Origin of the sequence: Neorhizobium galegae (assembly GCF_017877055.1) — a bacterium.
GTDB classification, from domain to species: Bacteria; Pseudomonadota; Alphaproteobacteria; order Rhizobiales; family Rhizobiaceae; genus Neorhizobium; species Neorhizobium galegae_D.
In genome coordinates, this window is record NZ_JAGIPG010000001.1 from 629,987 (window position 1) to 647,431 (window position 17,445).

At 63.0% G+C, this 17,445-nt stretch carries 16 protein-coding genes; 5 read left to right on the forward strand and 11 right to left on the reverse strand.

Annotated elements, in window-relative coordinates; all coding sequences use genetic code 11:
• Positions 1-2: 2 nt before the first annotated feature.
• On the reverse strand, positions 3-1,217 hold the full coding sequence (locus J2857_RS02725) for a lytic murein transglycosylase (protein ID WP_210008431.1): 1,215 nt from the start codon (positions 1,215-1,217) through the stop codon (positions 3-5).
• 202 nt (positions 1,218-1,419) lie between these two features.
• On the opposite strand from J2857_RS02725, the gene galU reads away from it, so the two are divergent.
• Both galU and J2857_RS02735 read left to right on the forward strand, forming a co-directional pair.
• A complete protein-coding gene (gene galU / locus J2857_RS02730) occupies positions 1,420-2,307 on the forward strand; it encodes a UTP--glucose-1-phosphate uridylyltransferase GalU (RefSeq protein ID WP_210008432.1) in 888 nt (295 codons plus the stop codon).
• Between the two features lie 90 nt (positions 2,308-2,397).
• Positions 2,398-3,291, forward strand: coding sequence for an ornithine carbamoyltransferase (locus tag J2857_RS02735; protein ID WP_210008433.1), 894 nt, complete (start codon positions 2,398-2,400; stop codon positions 3,289-3,291).
• On the opposite strand, the gene J2857_RS02740 is transcribed toward J2857_RS02735, so the two are convergent.
• Positions 3,275-4,810: an outer membrane beta-barrel protein gene (locus J2857_RS02740; RefSeq protein WP_210008434.1), complete on the reverse strand. Its 1,536-nt coding sequence runs from the start codon at positions 4,808-4,810 to the stop codon at positions 3,275-3,277. The two genes, J2857_RS02735 and J2857_RS02740, sit on opposite strands and share 17 nt — an antisense overlap.
• Positions 4,811-4,956: 146 nt before the next feature.
• Between J2857_RS02740 and J2857_RS02745 the strand changes: the two genes are divergently transcribed.
• On the forward strand, positions 4,957-5,952 hold the full coding sequence (locus J2857_RS02745; protein ID WP_210008435.1) for a KpsF/GutQ family sugar-phosphate isomerase: 996 nt from the start codon (positions 4,957-4,959) through the stop codon (positions 5,950-5,952).
• A 38-nt stretch (positions 5,953-5,990) separates the two neighbouring features.
• Here the strand turns inward: J2857_RS02745 and J2857_RS02750 are convergent, their stop codons facing one another.
• Together J2857_RS02750 and J2857_RS02755 are read right to left on the reverse strand one after the other, a co-directional pair.
• Positions 5,991-6,449 carry an NfeD family protein gene (locus J2857_RS02750; protein ID WP_210008436.1) on the reverse strand — a complete coding sequence of 153 codons (459 nt, stop codon included), beginning with the start codon at positions 6,447-6,449 and terminating at the stop codon, positions 5,991-5,993.
• A 3-nt stretch (positions 6,450-6,452) separates the two neighbouring features.
• Positions 6,453-7,490 (reverse strand): SPFH domain-containing protein, encoded by a 1,038-nt coding sequence (locus J2857_RS02755; protein ID WP_210008437.1) that lies wholly within the window; start codon positions 7,488-7,490, stop codon positions 6,453-6,455.
• Positions 7,491-7,682: 192 nt separating this feature from the next.
• Between J2857_RS02755 and queC the strand changes: the two genes are divergently transcribed.
• Positions 7,683-8,393 (forward strand): 7-cyano-7-deazaguanine synthase QueC, encoded by a 711-nt coding sequence (gene queC, locus J2857_RS02760; RefSeq protein WP_210008438.1) that lies wholly within the window; start codon positions 7,683-7,685, stop codon positions 8,391-8,393.
• An 87-nt stretch (positions 8,394-8,480) separates the two neighbouring features.
• Positions 8,481-9,239, forward strand: a complete 759-nt coding sequence (locus J2857_RS02765; RefSeq protein ID WP_210008439.1) for an MBL fold metallo-hydrolase — start codon at positions 8,481-8,483, stop codon at positions 9,237-9,239.
• A gap of 42 nt (positions 9,240-9,281) precedes the next feature.
• On the opposite strand, the gene hemH is transcribed toward J2857_RS02765, so the two are convergent.
• The 7 genes from hemH to J2857_RS02800 all read right to left on the reverse strand — a co-directional run bounded on the left by hemH (position 9,282) and on the right by J2857_RS02800 (position 17,285).
• On the reverse strand, positions 9,282-10,316 hold the full coding sequence (gene hemH / locus J2857_RS02770; protein ID WP_210008440.1) for a ferrochelatase: 1,035 nt from the start codon (positions 10,314-10,316) through the stop codon (positions 9,282-9,284).
• A 172-nt stretch (positions 10,317-10,488) separates the two neighbouring features.
• Positions 10,489-12,573, reverse strand: coding sequence for a 5'-nucleotidase C-terminal domain-containing protein (locus J2857_RS02775; RefSeq protein ID WP_210008441.1), 2,085 nt, complete (start codon positions 12,571-12,573; stop codon positions 10,489-10,491).
• Positions 12,574-12,788: 215 nt separating this feature from the next.
• Positions 12,789-13,148 (reverse strand): outer membrane lipoprotein Omp10, encoded by a 360-nt coding sequence (gene omp10 / locus J2857_RS02780; RefSeq protein WP_210008442.1) that lies wholly within the window; start codon positions 13,146-13,148, stop codon positions 12,789-12,791.
• 196 nt (positions 13,149-13,344) lie between these two features.
• Complete coding sequence (locus J2857_RS02785; RefSeq protein WP_210008443.1) at positions 13,345-14,796, reverse strand: homospermidine synthase; 1,452 nt, start codon at positions 14,794-14,796, stop codon at positions 13,345-13,347.
• Between the two features lie 246 nt (positions 14,797-15,042).
• A complete protein-coding gene (locus tag J2857_RS02790; protein ID WP_210008444.1) occupies positions 15,043-15,420 on the reverse strand; it encodes a DUF4440 domain-containing protein in 378 nt (125 codons plus the stop codon).
• Positions 15,421-16,125: an aminotransferase class IV family protein gene (locus J2857_RS02795; RefSeq protein WP_210008445.1), complete on the reverse strand. Its 705-nt coding sequence runs from the start codon at positions 16,123-16,125 to the stop codon at positions 15,421-15,423.
• Positions 16,110-17,285 (reverse strand): aminodeoxychorismate synthase component I, encoded by a 1,176-nt coding sequence (locus tag J2857_RS02800; protein WP_210008446.1) that lies wholly within the window; start codon positions 17,283-17,285, stop codon positions 16,110-16,112. Before J2857_RS02800 ends, J2857_RS02795 begins: the two co-directional genes overlap by 16 nt.
• Positions 17,286-17,445: the final 160 nt, after the last annotated feature.

Consider the following 17,445-nt stretch of genomic DNA (forward strand, 5'->3'; position numbering starts at 1 on the left):
TGTCAACGCAAAGCTTCGAGAAGCGACTTCGAGGGCTCGCCATTCTGCTGCATGCCGAGGCGTTTCTGGATCGCCGAGATTGCCGCCTTCGAACCGGAGCCGAAATTGCCGTCGACTTCGCCCTCGTAATATCCGAGCTGCTTCATGCGGTTCTGCAGTTCGAATTTCTGCTTGATGTCGAGCGTGCCTTCGGGGCGCGGCCAGCTCTGCTGAACGCCGCCGAACCCGGCGATCTCGTCGGCAAGCAGGCCGACCGCCAGCGCGTAGCTGTCGGCGGCGTTGTATTTCTTGACGGTGTAGAAATTGCCGAGCATCAGGAAGGCTGGCCCAGTCTCCCCGGCCATCAGCTTCAGCGTTGCCCGGTCGGTGCCGCGCGGGAAATTCTTGCCGTTCGGGCGGGCGAAACCGAGCTTCGCCCATTCACCGAGCGTCCTGGTCTGGCCTTCGTGGCGAGCGCCGCCCGCCGGCAGCACGGTTTCGTAACCCCAGGTCTTGCCGCTCTGCCAGCCGTTCTTGGCAAGCAGGTTGGCGGAGGTGGCGAGCGCATCCGGAACCGAATGCCAGATATCGCGGCGGCCGTTGCCGTCCGCATCGATGGCATAGAGCAGGTAGCTGGTCGGGATGAACTGGGTATGGCCCATGGCGCCGGCCCAGGAGCCGGTCAGCTGTTTGGGCGTGATATCGCCCGACTGCAGGATTTTCAGCGCGGCGATAAGCTGGGTGCGGGCGAACTTGGCGCGTTTGGGGTCGCCCCAGGCAAGCGTCGCCAGAGCCTGCGGCACGTGGTGCAGGCGGTCGGGATTTTCGAGCGCAGCACCGTAATTGGATTCCATCGACCAGATGGCGAGCAGGATGTTCTTGTCGACGCCGAAATGGCGTTCCAGGGAGGCCAGCGTCGAGCCGTGTTTGGCGGCCATCTCGCGGCCGATCTTGACCGTATAGGGGTTTACGCGGCTGTCGAGATAATCCCAGATCTTCGATCTGAATTCCGGCTGATAATTGGCCTTTTCAAGCACGTCCTGATCGGGTTCGCTGACGCCCGCGAACGCTTTTTCATAGGTGGAACGGGTAATTCCGCTCTTGGCTGCGGTATCGTAGAATTTTGCGATCCACGTCTTGAAACCAGCGTCTGCCTGAGCATCTATCGGCATGGCGGCGAGCCCGGCGATCAGGGAGAAGGCAAACCCACGAATGAGGTTGGTGCGAAGCGTCTTCATCGGCAGTCGGGTCCAGTCTTCTTTTTACCAAGCCTTGCGGCAAGAGTGGCATGCGGCTTAACGATGTAATAACAGAATTGGGTCAACAAATTCTTTACCATAGAAACCGGACCCGCGGCAGTCTTTGCGAAACGGTAGCAATTCGTCATTAGATGCCGAGAATCGAATATTCGCACAATGACGTGCTTTCAGGAGGCAATGAGTGGCACAACAACAGAAGATCCGTAAGGCAGTGTTTCCGGTAGCAGGTCTGGGCACGCGCTTCCTGCCCGCCACCAAGGCAGTGCCGAAGGAAATGCTGACCGTGGTCGACAAGCCGGTCATCCAGTACGTCGTGGACGAAGCCGCGGAAGCCGGTATCGAACATTTCGTCTTCGTGACGGGCCGCGGCAAAGGGGTCATCGAGGACTATTTCGACATCCAGTACGAGCTGGAGCAGATGCTGCGCGAGCGCAACAAGAATGCCGAGCTGACCCTGCTCGCCGGCCTTCTGCCGGTGGCCGGCACCGCCAGCTTCACGCGCCAGCAGGTGCCGCTCGGCCTCGGCCACGCGGTCTGGTGCGCCCGCGATATCGTCGGCAACGAACCTTTTGCGGTCCTGCTTCCCGACATGATCATGGCCGGCGGCAAGGGCTGCCTCAAGGGCATGGTGGATCTTTATGCCGAAAGCGGCGGCAACGTCATCGCGGTGCAGGAATGCGATCCGGACCAGGCGCATAAATACGGCATCGTCGGCATCGGCGCGCCGGTCGGCGAAGGTTTCAAGATCACCCAGATGGTCGAAAAGCCGGCCAAGGGCACCGCTCCATCCAACCTCTACATCAACGGCCGCTACATCCTGCAGCCGGAGATCTTCAAGATCCTGGAAACCCAGGAACGCGGCGCCGGCAACGAGATCCAGCTCACCGACGGCATGCTGACGCTCGCCAAGGCCCAGGAATTCGCCGCCTATCCGTTCAAGGGCGACACGTTCGACTGCGGCGCCAAGGACGGCTTCATCCTGGCCAACCTCGCCTTCGCGCTGCAGCGCGCCGACATCCGCCCGGCAATCGAAGGGCCGATGAAGGCGCTGCTCGCCTCGCTGAAGTAAATGCGCCGACCGGCGATTGCCGGTCCAATGTCACGCAAACCCCTCATGGTCCTGCTATGAGGGGTTTTGTTTTTCACGGTGTCGGGTGCCATGGCTGTTTCTGCGGTCAGCGATTTTCTGGAATTCCACGATCTTTCGGCTGATGCTGTGCGGGCGATCATCGAGCGTGCCGGCGCGCTTGACGAAGCGTGGCGGGAACGGCGGATGCCGCAAAGCCTGGAAGGGCTGCGGGTCGCCCTGATCGTCGACGATGGCGGCTGGCGCAATACGACGGCTTTCGATCTCGGCATCCAGGCGATGGGCGGCATTTGCACGCATGCGCCGGTCAGCCTCGGCGGGCGGGAGGCGATCGCCGACCTGGCCGGTTATCTCGACAACTGGTTCGACATGATCGTCATCCGCACGCCGGAACTCGCCTCGCTTCGAGAGCTGGCGGCAAATGCCCATGCGCCGGTCATCAATGCCCGGACGCGATCGAACCACCCTTGCGAGACGCTCGGGGATCTCGCCTATGTCAGAGCCAAAAGGGGCAGCGTCGAGGGGTTGAAGATCGTTGGTGTTGCGCCCGACGCCAATATTCTCCGGTCGTGGGTCGAGGCGTCGATCTCGCTGCCGATCGAGGTGGTGCAGGTCTATCCCGAGGATTGGCACGTCAGCGACCCGGCACTCCTCAATGACAGTTTCCGGCGGAGCACGGATACGCGGGAGCTTGAGGACGCGGATGTCATCTTCACGGATAGCTGGCCGGGCGGGATCGCTGAAAGCGCGCTTGCGGATTACCGGATCTCGGCGGCAGTTCTCAATCGCTGCCGCCCCGATGCGATCTTCATTCCCTGTCCACCGGTGGCTCGCGGCCGGGAAGTGGCCGCGGATGCGATGACGTATCCTGCCTGCCAGAGCGCGGCCGCGAAGGCGTTTCTGCTGCATGCGCAGAACGCGCTGATGGAATGGATTGCCGCGAGAGAAATCAGCGCTTCAAGGTGAGGCCGACGCCAGCGCGGACGATCTTGTCGTTGGTGCCGCCGCCGCCCGCCTGTTCGTATTCGACGTCGCCGGTCAGATCGAGATAACGGTTGATCGCCCAGGTGAGGCCGGCGCCGCCGATCCAGACCGTTTCGTCGCTCGGGCCGCCGCTCGGGAAATCGCGCAAAGTCGTGCTGCCGGTCAGGCGGGCGATGAGGTTGTCGCGCATTTCATGCGTCAGCGCTGCCGTCGCCTGGTATTCCACCCAGCCGCTCTCTCCGGGCGTGGTCGAATCCTGCACCGTGGTGCGCAGGCCGAGATCGACATTGGTGCCGCGCTGCGGCGACCATGTGGCGCTGCCGTTGAAGGTGACCGCGCCGACCGATTTCAGGCGGTCGTCCTCGTAATCGACGACCTCGTAACCGGTGCCGATTTCGCCGCGCAGTTTTTCGCCGAGATCGAATTCGACGCCGGTGCGGGCCGCATAGCTCTGCGACGAGCGGGCATAACCGGAATTGTCGCGCCTGAGGTCGTAGAAGGTGCGGCCGGTCGCCACTTCCACATAGGGGACGAGCGCAGGGGAGAGTTCGTAGCCGAGCCGCAGGCGGCCGTCGATGCCGGTGCGGTTGCGGTCCTTGGTGCTGACGATCGTGCCGTCGGAGAGTTTCGCATCCGTATAGGCCGCGCGGGACAGATCCAATGCGGCGGTGCCGCGGACCTTGCCGAAGTCGCGCTGGACGGAGGCTCCGCCGGTGAATTCATGGACGCCCGGCTGGGTAGATGCGCCGCCGAGCGCGTTCGGATCGTAATCGTCCTCGCGGGAGAACCGATAACCGCCGGTGATATGGGCGACGGTATCGTTGGAGAGGTCGAGCCGCAGGTCCGCATTGATGTTCGCTTCCGGCTGCTCGCCCTGGCTGCTGCTGCCGAGGTTCCGCTCCAGCGTGCCTTCACCGGTGACCGTCAACGAATGGCGCGACCAGTCGGAGGTCAACGTGCCGCGGATCGCCGTCGACAGGTAATCGCGGCGGATCTTGGTGCCGTTAGAGCGGCGGGTCTCGGTGTCGATGCTCTGGTTGATAGAGGGGCGGAGCAGGAAGCTGCCCATCCTTATGCCGGTCGGATCGCCCGGTTCGCGGGGCTGTTCCTGGGTTTCGACAGGCTCGGCGCCACGGTCGAGCGGCTCTTCGCGCGGCTGGTTCAGGTCGTCCTCGTAGGGAGGCTCCTGGTTGGCTGCTTGGTTGCGGCCGGGCGTGGTGCCGGTCGCGACATTCGGATCGTCCTGGTTCTGGTCGTCGACGGCATTGGTGGCGTTGGTCGTCGGCTGCGCCGAGGTGCTGCCTCTCAATGCTGTGTTGGAGGCCGTGTTCGAAGTCGGCGACGTGGCGTTCGCGACCGAGGGAAGAGAGCCGTTCTGCGGCGGAAACACGTTGCGGGTCTGGGCGGCCGCGGGCGAAACAAGCGCTGAACAGGCCAGCAGAAGGCCGAGTGCCGTCCGGCGCTTCTGGCGCGTTCCGCCTGTCTTTGTGGTGATCTTCATAGGCCTGCCCGGGCAATCGCAAATGCTTACCCAAACGTAAAGCCATGTGGTTAACGTTTGGTTGCGCCGCCATGGACGGCGGCTAAGTTAGTCGCCCCCGCGCCAAGCCAATGGACTTGACGGGTGAAAAGGGTTAAGGCTTGCCCATGATCAAGAGAGCTTTGCAACTGGTCGAGAACGACCTTGTCGATTCTGCCTTGAGGACAATTTCCTTCGGCAAACAAGGGCTTATTGCGCTGGAGCTGGCGCTTCAGAACGGCCTTGGGGATGCCTTCCGCAAGGCCGCGGAACTGATCGGCGATATCGACGGCAGGGTCGTCGTGACCGGCATCGGCAAGAGCGGACATATCGGCCGCAAGATCGCCGCCAGCCTCGCTTCGACCGGCACGCCCGCCTTCTTCGTACATCCCGTCGAAGCCAACCACGGCGATCTCGGCATGATCGGGTCGGGCGACGTGGTGCTGGCTCTGTCCTGGAGCGGCGAAACTGCCGAACTGCAGGGCATCGTTTCCTTCACCCGCCGCTTCTCCATTCCGCTGATCGCCATGACGTCAGGCGAGATTTCGACGCTGGCCCGCGAGGCCGATGTCGTTCTGCTGCTGCCCAAGGAACAGGAGGCCTGCCCGCACGGCCTGGCGCCGACCACGTCGACGCTGATGCAGCTTGCCATGGGCGATGCGCTTGCCGTTGCGCTGCTCGAAGCACGCGGTTTCTCGGCAACCGATTTCCGTGTCTACCATCCGGGCGGCAAGCTCGGGGCGATGCTGAGCCATGTCGGCGACCTGATGCATACCGGCGATCGCATGCCTCTGGTCAAAAAGGGCGTCCTCATGCTGGAGGCGATCCAGGAACTGTCGCGCAAGCGCTTTGGCTGTGTGGGCGTAGTCGACGAGGACGGCAGCCTCTGCGGCTTCATCAGCGATGGCGATATTTCCCGGCACCTTCATCTCGATCTGCGCGAAACGCGGGTCGACGACGTGATGACGCACAACCCGAAGACCGTCAGCAAGGAAACGCTCGCCACAAAGGCCATGGCGCTGCTCAACAAGCACAGCATCGGCGCGCTGCTGGTCGTCGATGAGGAGCGCAAGCCGATCGGCATCGTCCATTTCCACGACCTGCTGCGCGTCGGCGTGGCCTGACATCCAGCCACGTTTCGAGCTGCTTCAAGCCGGAAGAACTAAGCCGCTTCGACCTTAAGGTCGCGGCCGCTTGCAGCAACCACCTTCACCTGCGTACCGGCCGGCAGGTCCGGCCCCATCACCGTCCACCACGTATCGTCGAGGCGAATGCGCCCACGACCTTCGGCAATCGGCTCGTGGAGAGTTGCCGTGCGGCCGACGAGGCTTTCGCCGCGGCGGTTGAGATTGGGCTCGTCGGTCGCCTGGTTGCGGCTGGAATAGAAGCGGCGGCCGGCCAGTGCGAAGGCCCCGGAAAGCGCTGCAAAGAGCAGGAGCTGAACGTGCCAGCTCCAGAAGGCCGCGTCCCAGAGCGCCAGAGACAGCACGCCGATGACGATCGCGGCTGCACCGATCCAGATCAGAAAAACGCCCGGTGCTGCAAGTTCTGCGGCAAGCAGGACGACGCCTAATATCCACCAGCTCCAGGGGCCGAGATTGACCACAGCATCATGCAGCATGGCTCAGGTCTCTGAAGACGTCGGGTTGAACGGATTGAGAACCGGCGTGGTGCGTGGGGCCGGCTGGGGACGCGGGCCGGCCGGCGGGCGCGGCGGTGCGGCGGGACCCGAGCCGTCGCCGAAAACTTCCTTGGCAATGGCGCCGATGCCGCCGAGCGAACCGATGATCGACGAAGCTTCCAGCGGCATCAGCACGATCTTGGAATTTGGCGCCTTGCCGATCGCGACCAGCGCCTCGGTGTATTTCTGGGCGACGAAATAGTTGATCGCCTGCACGTCGCCGGCGGCAATCGCCTGGGAGACGGACTGGGTCGCCCTGGCTTCGGCTTCCGCCAGGCGTTCGCGGGCTTCTGCCTCCCGGAACGCGGCTTCGCGCTTGCCCTCGGCTTCGAGGACGGCCGCCTGCTTGGCGCCTTCGGCGCGCAGGATCTGGGCGCTGCGGGAACCTTCGGCCTCGAGAATCTGGGCGCGCTTTTCGCGCTCGGCCTTCATCTGCCGGCCCATGGATTCGACGAGGTCGGCCGGCGGCTGGATGTCCTTGATCTCGACGCGGGTGACCTTGATGCCCCAGGGGCCGACGGCCTCGTCGACGACGCGCAGCAGCCGCTCGTTGATGACTTCGCGATTGGACAGCAGCTCATCGAGGTCCATCGAACCCATGACCGAGCGGATATTGGTCATGGTGAGGTTCTGGATGGCGTTTTCGAGATTGGAAATCTGGTAGGCGGCCTGGGCCGGGTTGAGCACCTGGTAGAAGGACACCGCATCGGCAGAGACGCTGGCATTGTCCTTGGTGATGACCTCCTGGGTCGGGATGCTGAGGACCTGTTCCATGACGTTCATGCGCACGCCGATGCGCTCGATGAAGGGGGTCAGCAGGTTGAGGCCGGGCTCCAGCGTGCGGGTGTAGCGGCCGAAGCGTTCCACGGTGTAGCGGTAGCCCTGTGGCACGGTCTTGATCCCGGCAAACAGGACTAGAATGATCAGCACTACGACCCCGATCACGACGATATCGAAGCCACCCAGGCCGCCCAAGTTCATGACATTCCTCCATTGCAGGCGGTAAGCCCGCCAGGTCACACGTGATGAGTTAGCACGTTCTTTGCAGGGAAGAAATGACAGCTCGGCGCTGTCGATGTCGCCCGGGTTATTCACAAGGACGCGTTGCCGGTCTAGGAAGCAGGTTCGAACACCCGGTCGCAGCCTACCCGGTCAAAACAAGGATGAACGCGCATGAAAACCATCGTCGTCTGCTCCGGCGGACTGGATTCCGTCTCGCTCGCTCACAGGGTCGCCGCCGAGAGCGAGTTGCTCGGTCTGATTTCCTTCGACTACCGCCAGCGGCACCGCAAGGAACTCGATTTTGCCGCGGCCTGCGCCGTGCGGCTCGGCGTCTTCCACGAGATCATCGACATGCGCGGGATCGGCAGCCGGCTCACCGGTTCGGCCTTGACCGATGATCTCGATGTGCCGGACGGGCATTATGCCGAGGAGACGATGCGCGTCACCGTGGTGCCGAACCGCAATGCGATCATGCTGTCGGTCGCGTTCGGGGTGGCGGCGGCACGCGGAGCCGATGCGGTGGCGATTGCCGTGCATGGCGGCGACCATTTCATCTATCCCGACTGCCGGCCGGGTTTCATCGACGCCTTCCAGGCGATGCAGGATCATGCCCTGGACGGTTATGCCTCGGTCCAGCTGCTTGCGCCTTACGTCAACGGCGCGAAGGCCGATATCGTCACGGACGGCGCCCGGCACGGAACGCCGTTTGCCGAGACCTGGTCCTGCTACAAGGGCGGCGCCCGCCATTGCGGCCGCTGCGGCACCTGCGTCGAACGGCGAGAGGCTTTCCATCTCGCCGGCATCGCCGATCCGACGGATTACGAAGATCCTGACTTCTGGAGGGCGGCGACGGAAGGATTCAGGGCCGAGGAGACGCGTTGATAGAGTGGCTGTCTCATCTAGAACAGTCATTGGATCATCACGGCCAACCGGCCTAGGCTTCGCATTCTTTCCGCACGAGGTGCCTCGATGAAGCTTCAATTGATCCGCAATGCGACGCTCAAGCTTTCCTATGCGGGCCGCAGCATCCTGATCGATCCTTATTTCGCACCTCGTCACAGCCTGCCGTCCTATACCGGCAAATCCGCCAATCCGTTGACGGACCTGCCGCTTTCGGTGGAGGAGATCTTGCAGGGTGTCGAACTGGTGATCGTCTCCCATCTCCATACGGACCATTTCGATTCGGTGGCCAAACAACGCGTCCCGAAGCATCTGCCGCTGATCTGTCAGCCGGGCGATGAGGCGACAATCGCTGCAGAGGGTTTTGCCGATGTGGAGCCGCTCGAGGGGGAGCTCGTCTGGCAAGGCATCACGATCACGCGCCGTGAGGGCAGCCACGGCCTTGGTCCGGTCCGGGAAAAGATGGGGTCGGTGATGGGACTGACGCTTGCCGCGCCTGGTGAGCCGCTAATTTATTGGGCGGGCGATACGGTTCTCTATCCGCCGGTACTGGAGACGGTGGAGCGCGTCGTGCCCGATGTCATCGTCAGCCATTCCTGCGGCGCCCTCTGGGATGGCGACCTCATCGTCATGGATGCGGCGGAAACGATCGAGCTCTGCCGGTCCGTGCCTGAGGCCACGGTTGTCGCGGTGCATATGGAGGCACTCGATCATGCCACCGTTTCGCGTGCACATCTGCGCGAGGCGGCGGCCGGAATCGGCCCATCGCGCCTGCTGATTCCGGCAGACGGCGCTGTGATCGACTTGCCGGCCCGCCGAAAGCGCTGAACCCGGAGAGGCAGTAGATCAGGGCGGCTGGAATGAGCCGGCTTACACCCAGCCCTGAAGTTCGCGGCGGACGACCTTTTCCAGCACGGTCATGCCGCCCGGACTGTCGTTCAGGCAGGGGATATGCGCGAATTTCTCGCCGCCGTGATGCAGGAAGATCTCGCCCGCCTCTTCGGCGATTTCCTCGAGCGTTTCCAGACAGTCGGAGACGAAGCCGGGGTTCATCACCGCGATCCGCTTGATGCCGTCATGGGCGAGTTTTTCGACCGTCTTGTCGGTATAGGGCTGCAGCCATTCCTCCGGCCCGAAACGGGACTGGAAGGTGATCATGAAGTTCTTATCGGTGAAGCCGAGAGCCTCCTTCAGCAGCCGCGCCGTCTTCTGGCAGTGGCAGTAATAGGGATCGCCCGCCTTGAAATAGGATTGCGGGATGCCGTGGAAGGAGGCGATCAGCATTTCCGGCTCCCAGTCGAGAGCCGCGTATTTGGCCCTGACGGAATCCGCCAGCGCCTCGATATACGCCGGCTCGTCGTGATAGGGCGGCACGGTGCGGGTGGCCGGCTGCCAGCGCAGCTTCATCAGGTGCTCGAAGGCCTTGTCGTTGACGGTGGCGGTGGTGGAGGCCGCATATTGCGGATAGAGCGGGAAGAGGAGGATCTTCTCGCAGCCCTTGTCTTTCAGCGCATCGATGCGCTCGGCGATCGACGGCTTGCCGTAGCGCATCGCCCAATCGACGACGACGTTCGGCAGGTCCTTCAGCCGCTCGGCCATCAGCTCGCCCTGACTGCGGGTATAGGTGCGCAGGTAGCTTTCGTTGAGATCCTTGTTCCAGATCGCCTCATAGGCCTTGCCGACCTTTTGCGGTCGCTTGTTCAAGACGATGCCGTAGAGGATCGGGTACCAGTAGAGCCGCGACCACTCGATCACCCGCTTGTCGGACAGAAACTCTGCCAGGTAGCGTCGCATCGACCAATAGTCCGTGCCATCGGGCGTGCCGAGATTGACGAGCAGCACGCCGACCTTGCCGAAAGCGACCTTCGGATGATCGGAGGGCATGTGGGCGGAATGGGAGGTCATGCGGACACTTTCGGTTGAATCTTGCGCAAGCGACGACGCGCTCTTTATCTTGCGAATTACTTAGAAACAAAAATCGGCCCGGGAAAGCCCGGGCCGATAATGGGATAGGGACAAATCGTCCCAATTCATCGCCTGAATCGCCGACCCGAACCTTGATCCGGGTCAAGCGGTGTCACTTCGCCGGCAGTTCCAGTTCGGCGCCGACCTGAATAACGTTCGGATGGCGCAGCGAGTTGAGCTTGGCGATCTCTGTCCACTTCTCGCCGTCGCCATAGGTGGCTTCGGCGATCTTCCAGAGCGAGTCACCCTTGACGACCTTGTACTTGGTCGGACCGGCCGGCTTGGCAGCGGTTGCCGCCGGTGCCGGAGCAACCGGAGCCGCCGCCATCGTGTTGGGAGCCGGAGCGGGGGCCGCAGGCTTCGGAGCGGCCGGAGCGCCTGCCATCGTGTTGGGCGCAGGCGCTGCTGGAGCCGCCATCGTCGGAGCCGGAGCGGCGGGTGCAGGGGCCGCAGGAGCCGCCATCGTCGGGGCCGGAGCGGCAGGTGCCGGTGCTGCCGGAGCAGCGGCCGTCGGAGCCGGTGCCGCAGGGGTTGCTGCCGGCGGGGCGGCAGGCGCGGGCTTGGCCGGCGGCGTGTAGCTTGCTGGCGTCAGGTCGGTGATGCGGCCGTCCGTATAGGGCTTGTAGGGGTTGCGGGCGGCGATGAACTCGGCCGTCACGTCGGCAAGGTCCGGGCCGTAGTCATAGGCGTTCTTGCCGCCGGTCTTGAAGATCGCGTAGCCATCCCCGCCTGCGCGCATGAAGTTGTTGGTGACGACGCCGTAGGTCTTGGCCGGATCGATGGGCACGAACTTGTCGCCGTCCTTGACCTGCACGTCGCTGACCTTGGAACCGGCCGGCTTCGACTTGTCGAAGGAATACTTGAGACCCGCGACCTGCGGGAAACGGCCGGCGCCGTCGTCGATCTGGCTGACGCCGCTTTCCAGCGCCTTGACGATGTCGGCGCCGGTGAGCTGGAAGGTGGCGAGCGTGTTCTGGAAGGGCAGGACGCTGACGACTTCACCCTGGGTGACCTCGCCGGCGTCGATGGAGGCGCGCAAGCCGCCGCCGTTCTGGATGGCGATGGTGATGCCCTGACCCTTGGTGCGCTCAAGCATGGCGTCGGCGACGAGGTTGCCCATCGAGCATTCCTTGGCGCGGCAGACGCGGCGGTCGCCGTCGATGACGGCGTCAGAGGCGCCGACGATCTTCTTCTTCAAGTCCTCGATCGGCTTCTTCAGTTCCGCGACGCGGGCGAGGAAAGCCGGGTCCGGGGTGATCGACTTGTCCATGAGGATCGGCTCGCCTTCGGCCGACTTCACGACACCGCTGTCGTCGAAGACGATTTTGATGTCGCCGAGATATTTCGAATACTGATAGGCTTGGACGACCGGCACCTTGTAGCCGCCCGGATTGTCCGACCAGGTCGGATAGGGGCCTTCGGCGCCCTTGGCCACGTTCGAGAGCAGCGTGTGGGTATGGCCGCCGACGACGACGTCGACATCGGGGATCTTGGCGATCAAGGCGAGATCGCGGGGGTAACCCACGTGGGTCAGCGCGATGATCTTGTCGACGCCTTGCGCCTTCAGGCCCTGCACGGCTTCGGTGATCTTCGCGACATCATCGGCGATGGTGATATTCGGGCCGGGATTGGCGATTTCGGCGGTATCGTTGGTGACGGCGCCGACGATGCCGACCTTCTGGCCGCCGACGGTCAGCACCAGCGACGGCTTGATGCGGTTGCCGATCTTGGCAGCGGCGCTCGGCACGACGTTGGCGGTGACGACCGGGAACTGGATCTTGTCGAGGAAGGTGGCGAGCACGTCGTCGCTGTCGTCGAATTCATGGTTGCCGACGGTCATGGCGTCGAACTTCATGGCGTTCAGCGCTTCGGCTTCGGCGGCACCCTTGTACGTGGTGTAGAAGAGCGAGCCCTGGAAGTTGTCGCCGGCATTGAGCAGGATGACGTTCTTGTTCTCAGCCTTCAGCGCGTCGCGGGTCTGGTTGATCGCGGTCAAGAGGCGGGCAGCGCCCCCGAAGCAGACGCCCTTGCCCTCATCCTCGGCCGAGCAGGTGGAATCCGTCGCATTGATCGATTCGAGACGCGAATGGAAGTCGTTGATGTGCAGGATATTGAGCTCGAAATCGGCAAATGCCGCGCCGCTTGAAAGAGCCATGACCGATGCGGTCAAAAGCCCGAGCCCCAATGTCTTCTTCATCTGATCTCTCCTCTTTTTAATTTGGACGGCAGAGCCGCCTCTTTATCTGTTCTAGTTTTGCAATGTGACAACCGTTCCGGCGGGCATGTTTTCATCAACCGATGGTGGGTTCAAGGGGAAATGTGACAATGGTGCGCCCAGACGTTAATGCTCGCAAAACACGAAAACCCCGCCAGGGCGGGGCCGCGATGATCGGGACGCGGACGTGTCGATTTTCAGCCGCGGCGAGCGAGCGAGAACTGGGCGCCGCTATCCTGCGTGCAGTTGAGCTGGTTGGGGGTGACCAGCGAGCAGTTGACGCGCGACTGGGTCTTGCGCACCAGCGAGGTCATGTTGATCTCGACCAGAGTCGGCGAGAGGCTGGTATAGGTGCCCGAGGCGAGCAGCGTGTTGCTGTCGCTGGAGCGGGTGTTGAACGTGCCGGCCTGGAACGAGGAAACGATGCCGTTCGGATCGACCCAGCTGCCTTCGACGCCCTGCGGCTGCACGGCCGCCATCTGTTGCGGCGGAGGGGAAGAGACGCAGGCCGTCAAGCTGGCTGCGGCGATGAGCGCGAAGCTCACTTTGAATTTCATGATCTGTCTCCCGCGATTCGGTCCGGCTCAGGTTGGCAAACCTTGCCGCCATCGCCCTATGTAACGCAAGATGTGGCCTTGAAAAGGCAAGAGCTTTCAACATGCAAAAAACCGCCTGCGGCAAAGCAGGCGGTTTACATTGTGTCTTATCGGATTAGCGGGCCCGTTCGTCAGATTAACGAACCCGTTCGCGAGACTAGCGAACCAGGATGTTCTTGAACTGCCACGGATCCTTCTCGTCGATCTCTTCCGGGAAGAGGCCCGGGCGGCCGTCGAGCGGGGTCCAGTCGGTGTAGTGACCTTCGACCGGGCCGAGATAGGGCAGCTGCACTTCGAGGCAGCGCTTGTAGTCGATCTCGTCGGCTTCGACGATGCCGGCGGTCGGGTTTTCGAGCGCCCAGACCATGCCGGAGAGAACCGCCGACGTCACCTGCAGGCCGGTGGCGTTCTGGTAGGGTGCAATGCGGCGGGTTTCTTCGAGCGACAGGCGCGAACCGAACCAGTAGGCGTTCTTCTCGTGGCCGTAGAGCAGCACGCCGAGTTCGTCGATGCCGTCCTCCAGTTCATCCTCGTTGAGGACGTGATGGACCGGCTGCGGCGTGCCGCCATTGCCGAACATTTCATGCAGCGACAGGACTGCGTCATTGGCCGGATGGTAGGCGTAGTGGCAGGTCGGACGGAAGGTGACTTCGCCGTCCTTGTCGCGCACCGTGAAATAGTCGGCGATCGAGATCGATTCGTTGTGGGTGACGAGGAAGCCGTACTGCGGGCCAGGCGTCGGGCACCAGGAGCGAACGCGGGTGTTGGCGCCCGGCTGTTCCAGATAGATGGCGGCCTTGCTGCCCTTCTTGTGCTTCTTACCGTTCTTCGGCATCCATTCCTCATGGGTGCCCCAGCCGAGCTCGGCCGGCTGCATGCCTTCGGAAATGAAGCCTTCGACCGACCAGGTGTTCCAGAAGACGTTGAGCGGCTTCGGGTGCTTGGTGCGCTGGGTATCGCGCTCGGCGATATGGACGCCCTTGACGCCGAGCTTCTTCATCAGCTTGGCCCAGCCTTCGCGGTCGTGCTGATCCGGCTCGTCGAACTTCAGGCCGGTGTCATTGGCGAGGTTGACCAGCGCCTGCTTGACGAACCAGGAAACCATGCCCGGATTGGCGCCGCAGGTGGACACGGCGGTCGCGCCGCCCGGGTTCTTGGCCTTTTCCTTGCGCACGGTTTCGCGCAGCGCATAGTTGGTGCGGTCGGCATTCTTCATGTTCTTGTCGAAATAGAAGCCGAGCCAGGGCTCGACGACCGTGTCGATGTAGAGAACGTCGAGCTTGCGGCAGAGCTTCATCAGGTCGAGCGAGCCGGTGTCGACCGACAGGTTGACGCAGAAGCCCTGGCCCTTGCCCTCGGTCAGAAGGGGCTTGAGGAGATCCTTGTAGTTCTCCTTGGTCACGTATTCCTTGATGTGACGGACGCCGTGCTTCTTGAGGATCTCCATGTCGGAGGGTTCCTCGCGTGGGTCGATGACGACCATCCGGCTCTTGTCGAACTTGAAATGGCGTTCAATCAGCGGCAGCGTGCCGCGACCGATCGAGCCGAAGCCGATCATCACGATCGGACCGGTGATTTCGCCATAAACCGGATAGGTAGTCTCTGACATGTCTTTCTCCTTGATCGCGGCCTTGTGGGCCGCTGCCCCGCTTATTCGGCAGTGGAATGGAAATTTAAAGGCTGCACTCGGGCAATTCGCGGCGCTCTAGATCATAAAACTTCGTCACAATAAAGAGCCTGTCGATTTTCAGGGGATGAATCGCGGCCGTTATTCGAGGACGGCGGGCGCGGCTCCGGTTTCCTAAGAGCTGAGACAGACTCGGCGCGAGCCCCTTTTATTCGGTCTGGGCCAAGGTCAGGGCTTTGAGGCCGTACCCTGGTGAAAGACCATGCGCCATTTGCCGTCAGGATCGAGGCGCCAGATGGAGCTGCGGTTGGCGAAGAGCAGGCTGCCGTCGTCGTCGACGCGGGTGCCGCGGTAGGTGGCGAGGGCGATCGTGTCGCTCAGCATCGTGGCACTGAAATCGGAGATCGACGTGTTGTTCGGGCCGATCTCGGCGACGAGGCGGGTGACGATGTCCTCGAACGTGTAGGTAAGGCCCGAGCGGCCGAATTCGCGGAATTCCGGGGCCAGCAGTTCGCGCAGCTTTTGTTTGGAGCCGCGGACCTCGCGGCTCTGCAGCGCGATCTCGAGCGCAAGCAGATGATCCGCAAGGGTTTCGGACGCGGCCATTTACCGGCCCGCTCTGGCCATTTTGGCGGGGCGGGTTGCAGGGCGAAGGGCTTCCGCCGGCATTTCTGATCGTGCCGCCTGGGCGACAAGTTCGGCGGGGATCAGGCCGCGCAGCGAATTGCCGACGAAGAAGCGGCGGTTTTCGAGGTCGGTCAGGTGGAGAACCTGGCTTTTCGCCTTGCCTTCGCGGATCAGGTCGGCGCGCAGGATGCCGGGCAGGAGACCGCTCGAGAGTGCCGGCGTGAGGAGCGAGCCATCCTTGGTTTCGACGAAGACGTTGGTGATCGTGCCTTCGCAGACCTCGCCGCGCTCGTTGAGGAGAATCACCTCATCGGCCTCTTCGGCTGAAAATTCGGCGCGCGCGGCCTCGTAGAGTTCGCGCCGGGAGGTCTTGTGGCGATAGGTCGGATCGTCCGAGGGGAGCGTCGTCCTGGCGACCTGGATCCGCCACACGGTGTCGGCCGCAAGCGGGGTGAACGGCGTCGTAGTGATCTCGATCTTGCCGCGATAGGTCATCACGAGGCGGACGCGCAGAGGCGTCTCGCCACCGGTCGTGGCGGCCGCGAGCTGTTTCAGCGTATCAGCCGGCGGCTGGCGGAAGCCCAATGCGTCCGCCGAGCGGCTGAGCCGGCGCAAATGCTGGTCCACCCGAAGCAAGCCGTTGCCCGGTTCCCAGCGCATTGTTTCGATCAGCGAGAAATCCATTGGTCGCCCACCGCAAAGCGTGCCTTCAACAGGCACTCATCATACTCGGCTTTCGCCTTCGAGTCGAAGACGATGCCGCCGCCGACATTGAAGACGGCTTTTTCGTCATTGAAAAGTGTGATCGTGCGGATGGCCACCGAAAAACGCATCGGGCCGGCCGGATCGCACCAGCCGATCGCGCCGCAATAGACATCGCGCGGTTCTCTTTCGAGATCGGCAAGGATGCGCATGGCCCACATTTTCGGGGCGCCGGTGATCGAGCCGCAGGGGAAGAGAGCCGCAAGGATCTCGGGAAAGCCGATCTCGGGCAGCAGCTTCGCCCGCACGTGGCTCACCATCTGGTGGACGGTCGGATAGGTTTCGATCTCGAAGAGTTTGGGGACCGAGAGGGTGCCGACCTCGCTGATCATTGAAATGTCGTTGCGCAGCAGATCGACGATCATGCGGTTTTCGGCGAGCGTCTTTTCGTCGGCGAGCATGTCGGCGATGATCGCCTCGTCTTCTTCCGCCGTCGCACCGCGCGGGGCGGTGCCCTTCATCGGATGGGTTTCGATGTAACGGCCGGCATCTACTGAGAAGAACAGTTCCGGCGAGCGCGACAGGACGAGCGGTCCGCCGAAATCGACGAATGCGCCGTAGCGTACCGGCTGGCGGGCAACGAGAGACCAGAAGGCCTTGAGCGGATCGCCGTGCCAGCGGGCGGTAACCGGCATGGTCAAGTTCGCCTGATAACAGTCGCCGTTGCGCAGGTGCTGGTGGAGCTGGTCGAACCGTTCCCGGTATGTCGCGAGATCCCACATCGCGCGCGGTTCGCTGAGGAACGAGCCCTGCGAGGAACCGTCGTCGATGACTGCGCCGTGCGGCTCGGCGAGCGGATGTTCATTGCCAGAGGGTTTGTCGAATATGCCCATGGCGATCAGGGGCGTCGGCCGGTTGTCGACGATCAGCGGCCGAAGCTTGTCCTCGAAGACGTAACCGGCTTCGTAGGAGATATAGCCCGCCAGCCAGTGGCCGCTGAGACGCGCCTCCTCCAGGCGCCGAAGTGCGGGCAGCACCTCGGCAGCGGTCCGGGCCGTGACAATTTCCTTCGGTCGGTCGAAGACGAGGCTCCGGCCGGCGGGGTCGTCGCGGAAGAGCGCGAAGGGGGCGTGTTTTGTCATTCCATTGCAATGTCCAATTGCCCCTCACGAGTGCTTGCCTCACCCTAACCCTCTCCCCCAAAACGGGGCGAGGGGACGTGCCGCATGCAGTGCAGCGATCGAGGCGCAACGGCGCGGCATGCCCCTTCTCCCCGCCAGCGGGGAGAAGCTGGCGGCAGCC

Excerpts from the sequence above, each read along its gene's own strand:
- J2857_RS02725 (WP_210008431.1), bottom strand. The coding sequence starts at position 1,217 with ATGAAGACGCTTCGCACCAACCTCATTCGTGGGTTTGCCTTCTCCCTG.
- J2857_RS02735 (WP_210008433.1), top strand. The coding sequence starts at position 2,398 with ATGGCTGTTTCTGCGGTCAGCGATTTTCTGGAATTCCACGATCTTTCG.
- J2857_RS02740 (WP_210008434.1), bottom strand. The coding sequence starts at position 4,810 with ATGAAGATCACCACAAAGACAGGCGGAACGCGCCAGAAGCGCCGGACG.
- J2857_RS02745 (WP_210008435.1), top strand. The coding sequence starts at position 4,957 with ATGATCAAGAGAGCTTTGCAACTGGTCGAGAACGACCTTGTCGATTCT.
- J2857_RS02750 (WP_210008436.1), bottom strand. The coding sequence starts at position 6,449 with ATGCTGCATGATGCTGTGGTCAATCTCGGCCCCTGGAGCTGGTGGATA.
- J2857_RS02755 (WP_210008437.1), bottom strand. The coding sequence starts at position 7,490 with ATGAACTTGGGCGGCCTGGGTGGCTTCGATATCGTCGTGATCGGGGTC.
- queC (WP_210008438.1), top strand. The coding sequence starts at position 7,683 with ATGAAAACCATCGTCGTCTGCTCCGGCGGACTGGATTCCGTCTCGCTC.
- J2857_RS02765 (WP_210008439.1), top strand. The coding sequence starts at position 8,481 with ATGAAGCTTCAATTGATCCGCAATGCGACGCTCAAGCTTTCCTATGCG.
- hemH (WP_210008440.1), bottom strand. The coding sequence starts at position 10,316 with ATGACCTCCCATTCCGCCCACATGCCCTCCGATCATCCGAAGGTCGCT.
- J2857_RS02775 (WP_210008441.1), bottom strand. The coding sequence starts at position 12,573 with ATGAAGAAGACATTGGGGCTCGGGCTTTTGACCGCATCGGTCATGGCT.
- omp10 (WP_210008442.1), bottom strand. The coding sequence starts at position 13,148 with ATGAAATTCAAAGTGAGCTTCGCGCTCATCGCCGCAGCCAGCTTGACG.
- J2857_RS02785 (WP_210008443.1), bottom strand. The coding sequence starts at position 14,796 with ATGTCAGAGACTACCTATCCGGTTTATGGCGAAATCACCGGTCCGATC.
- J2857_RS02790 (WP_210008444.1), bottom strand. The coding sequence starts at position 15,420 with ATGGCCGCGTCCGAAACCCTTGCGGATCATCTGCTTGCGCTCGAGATC.
- J2857_RS02795 (WP_210008445.1), bottom strand. The coding sequence starts at position 16,125 with ATGGATTTCTCGCTGATCGAAACAATGCGCTGGGAACCGGGCAACGGC.
- J2857_RS02800 (WP_210008446.1), bottom strand. The coding sequence starts at position 17,285 with ATGACAAAACACGCCCCCTTCGCGCTCTTCCGCGACGACCCCGCCGGC.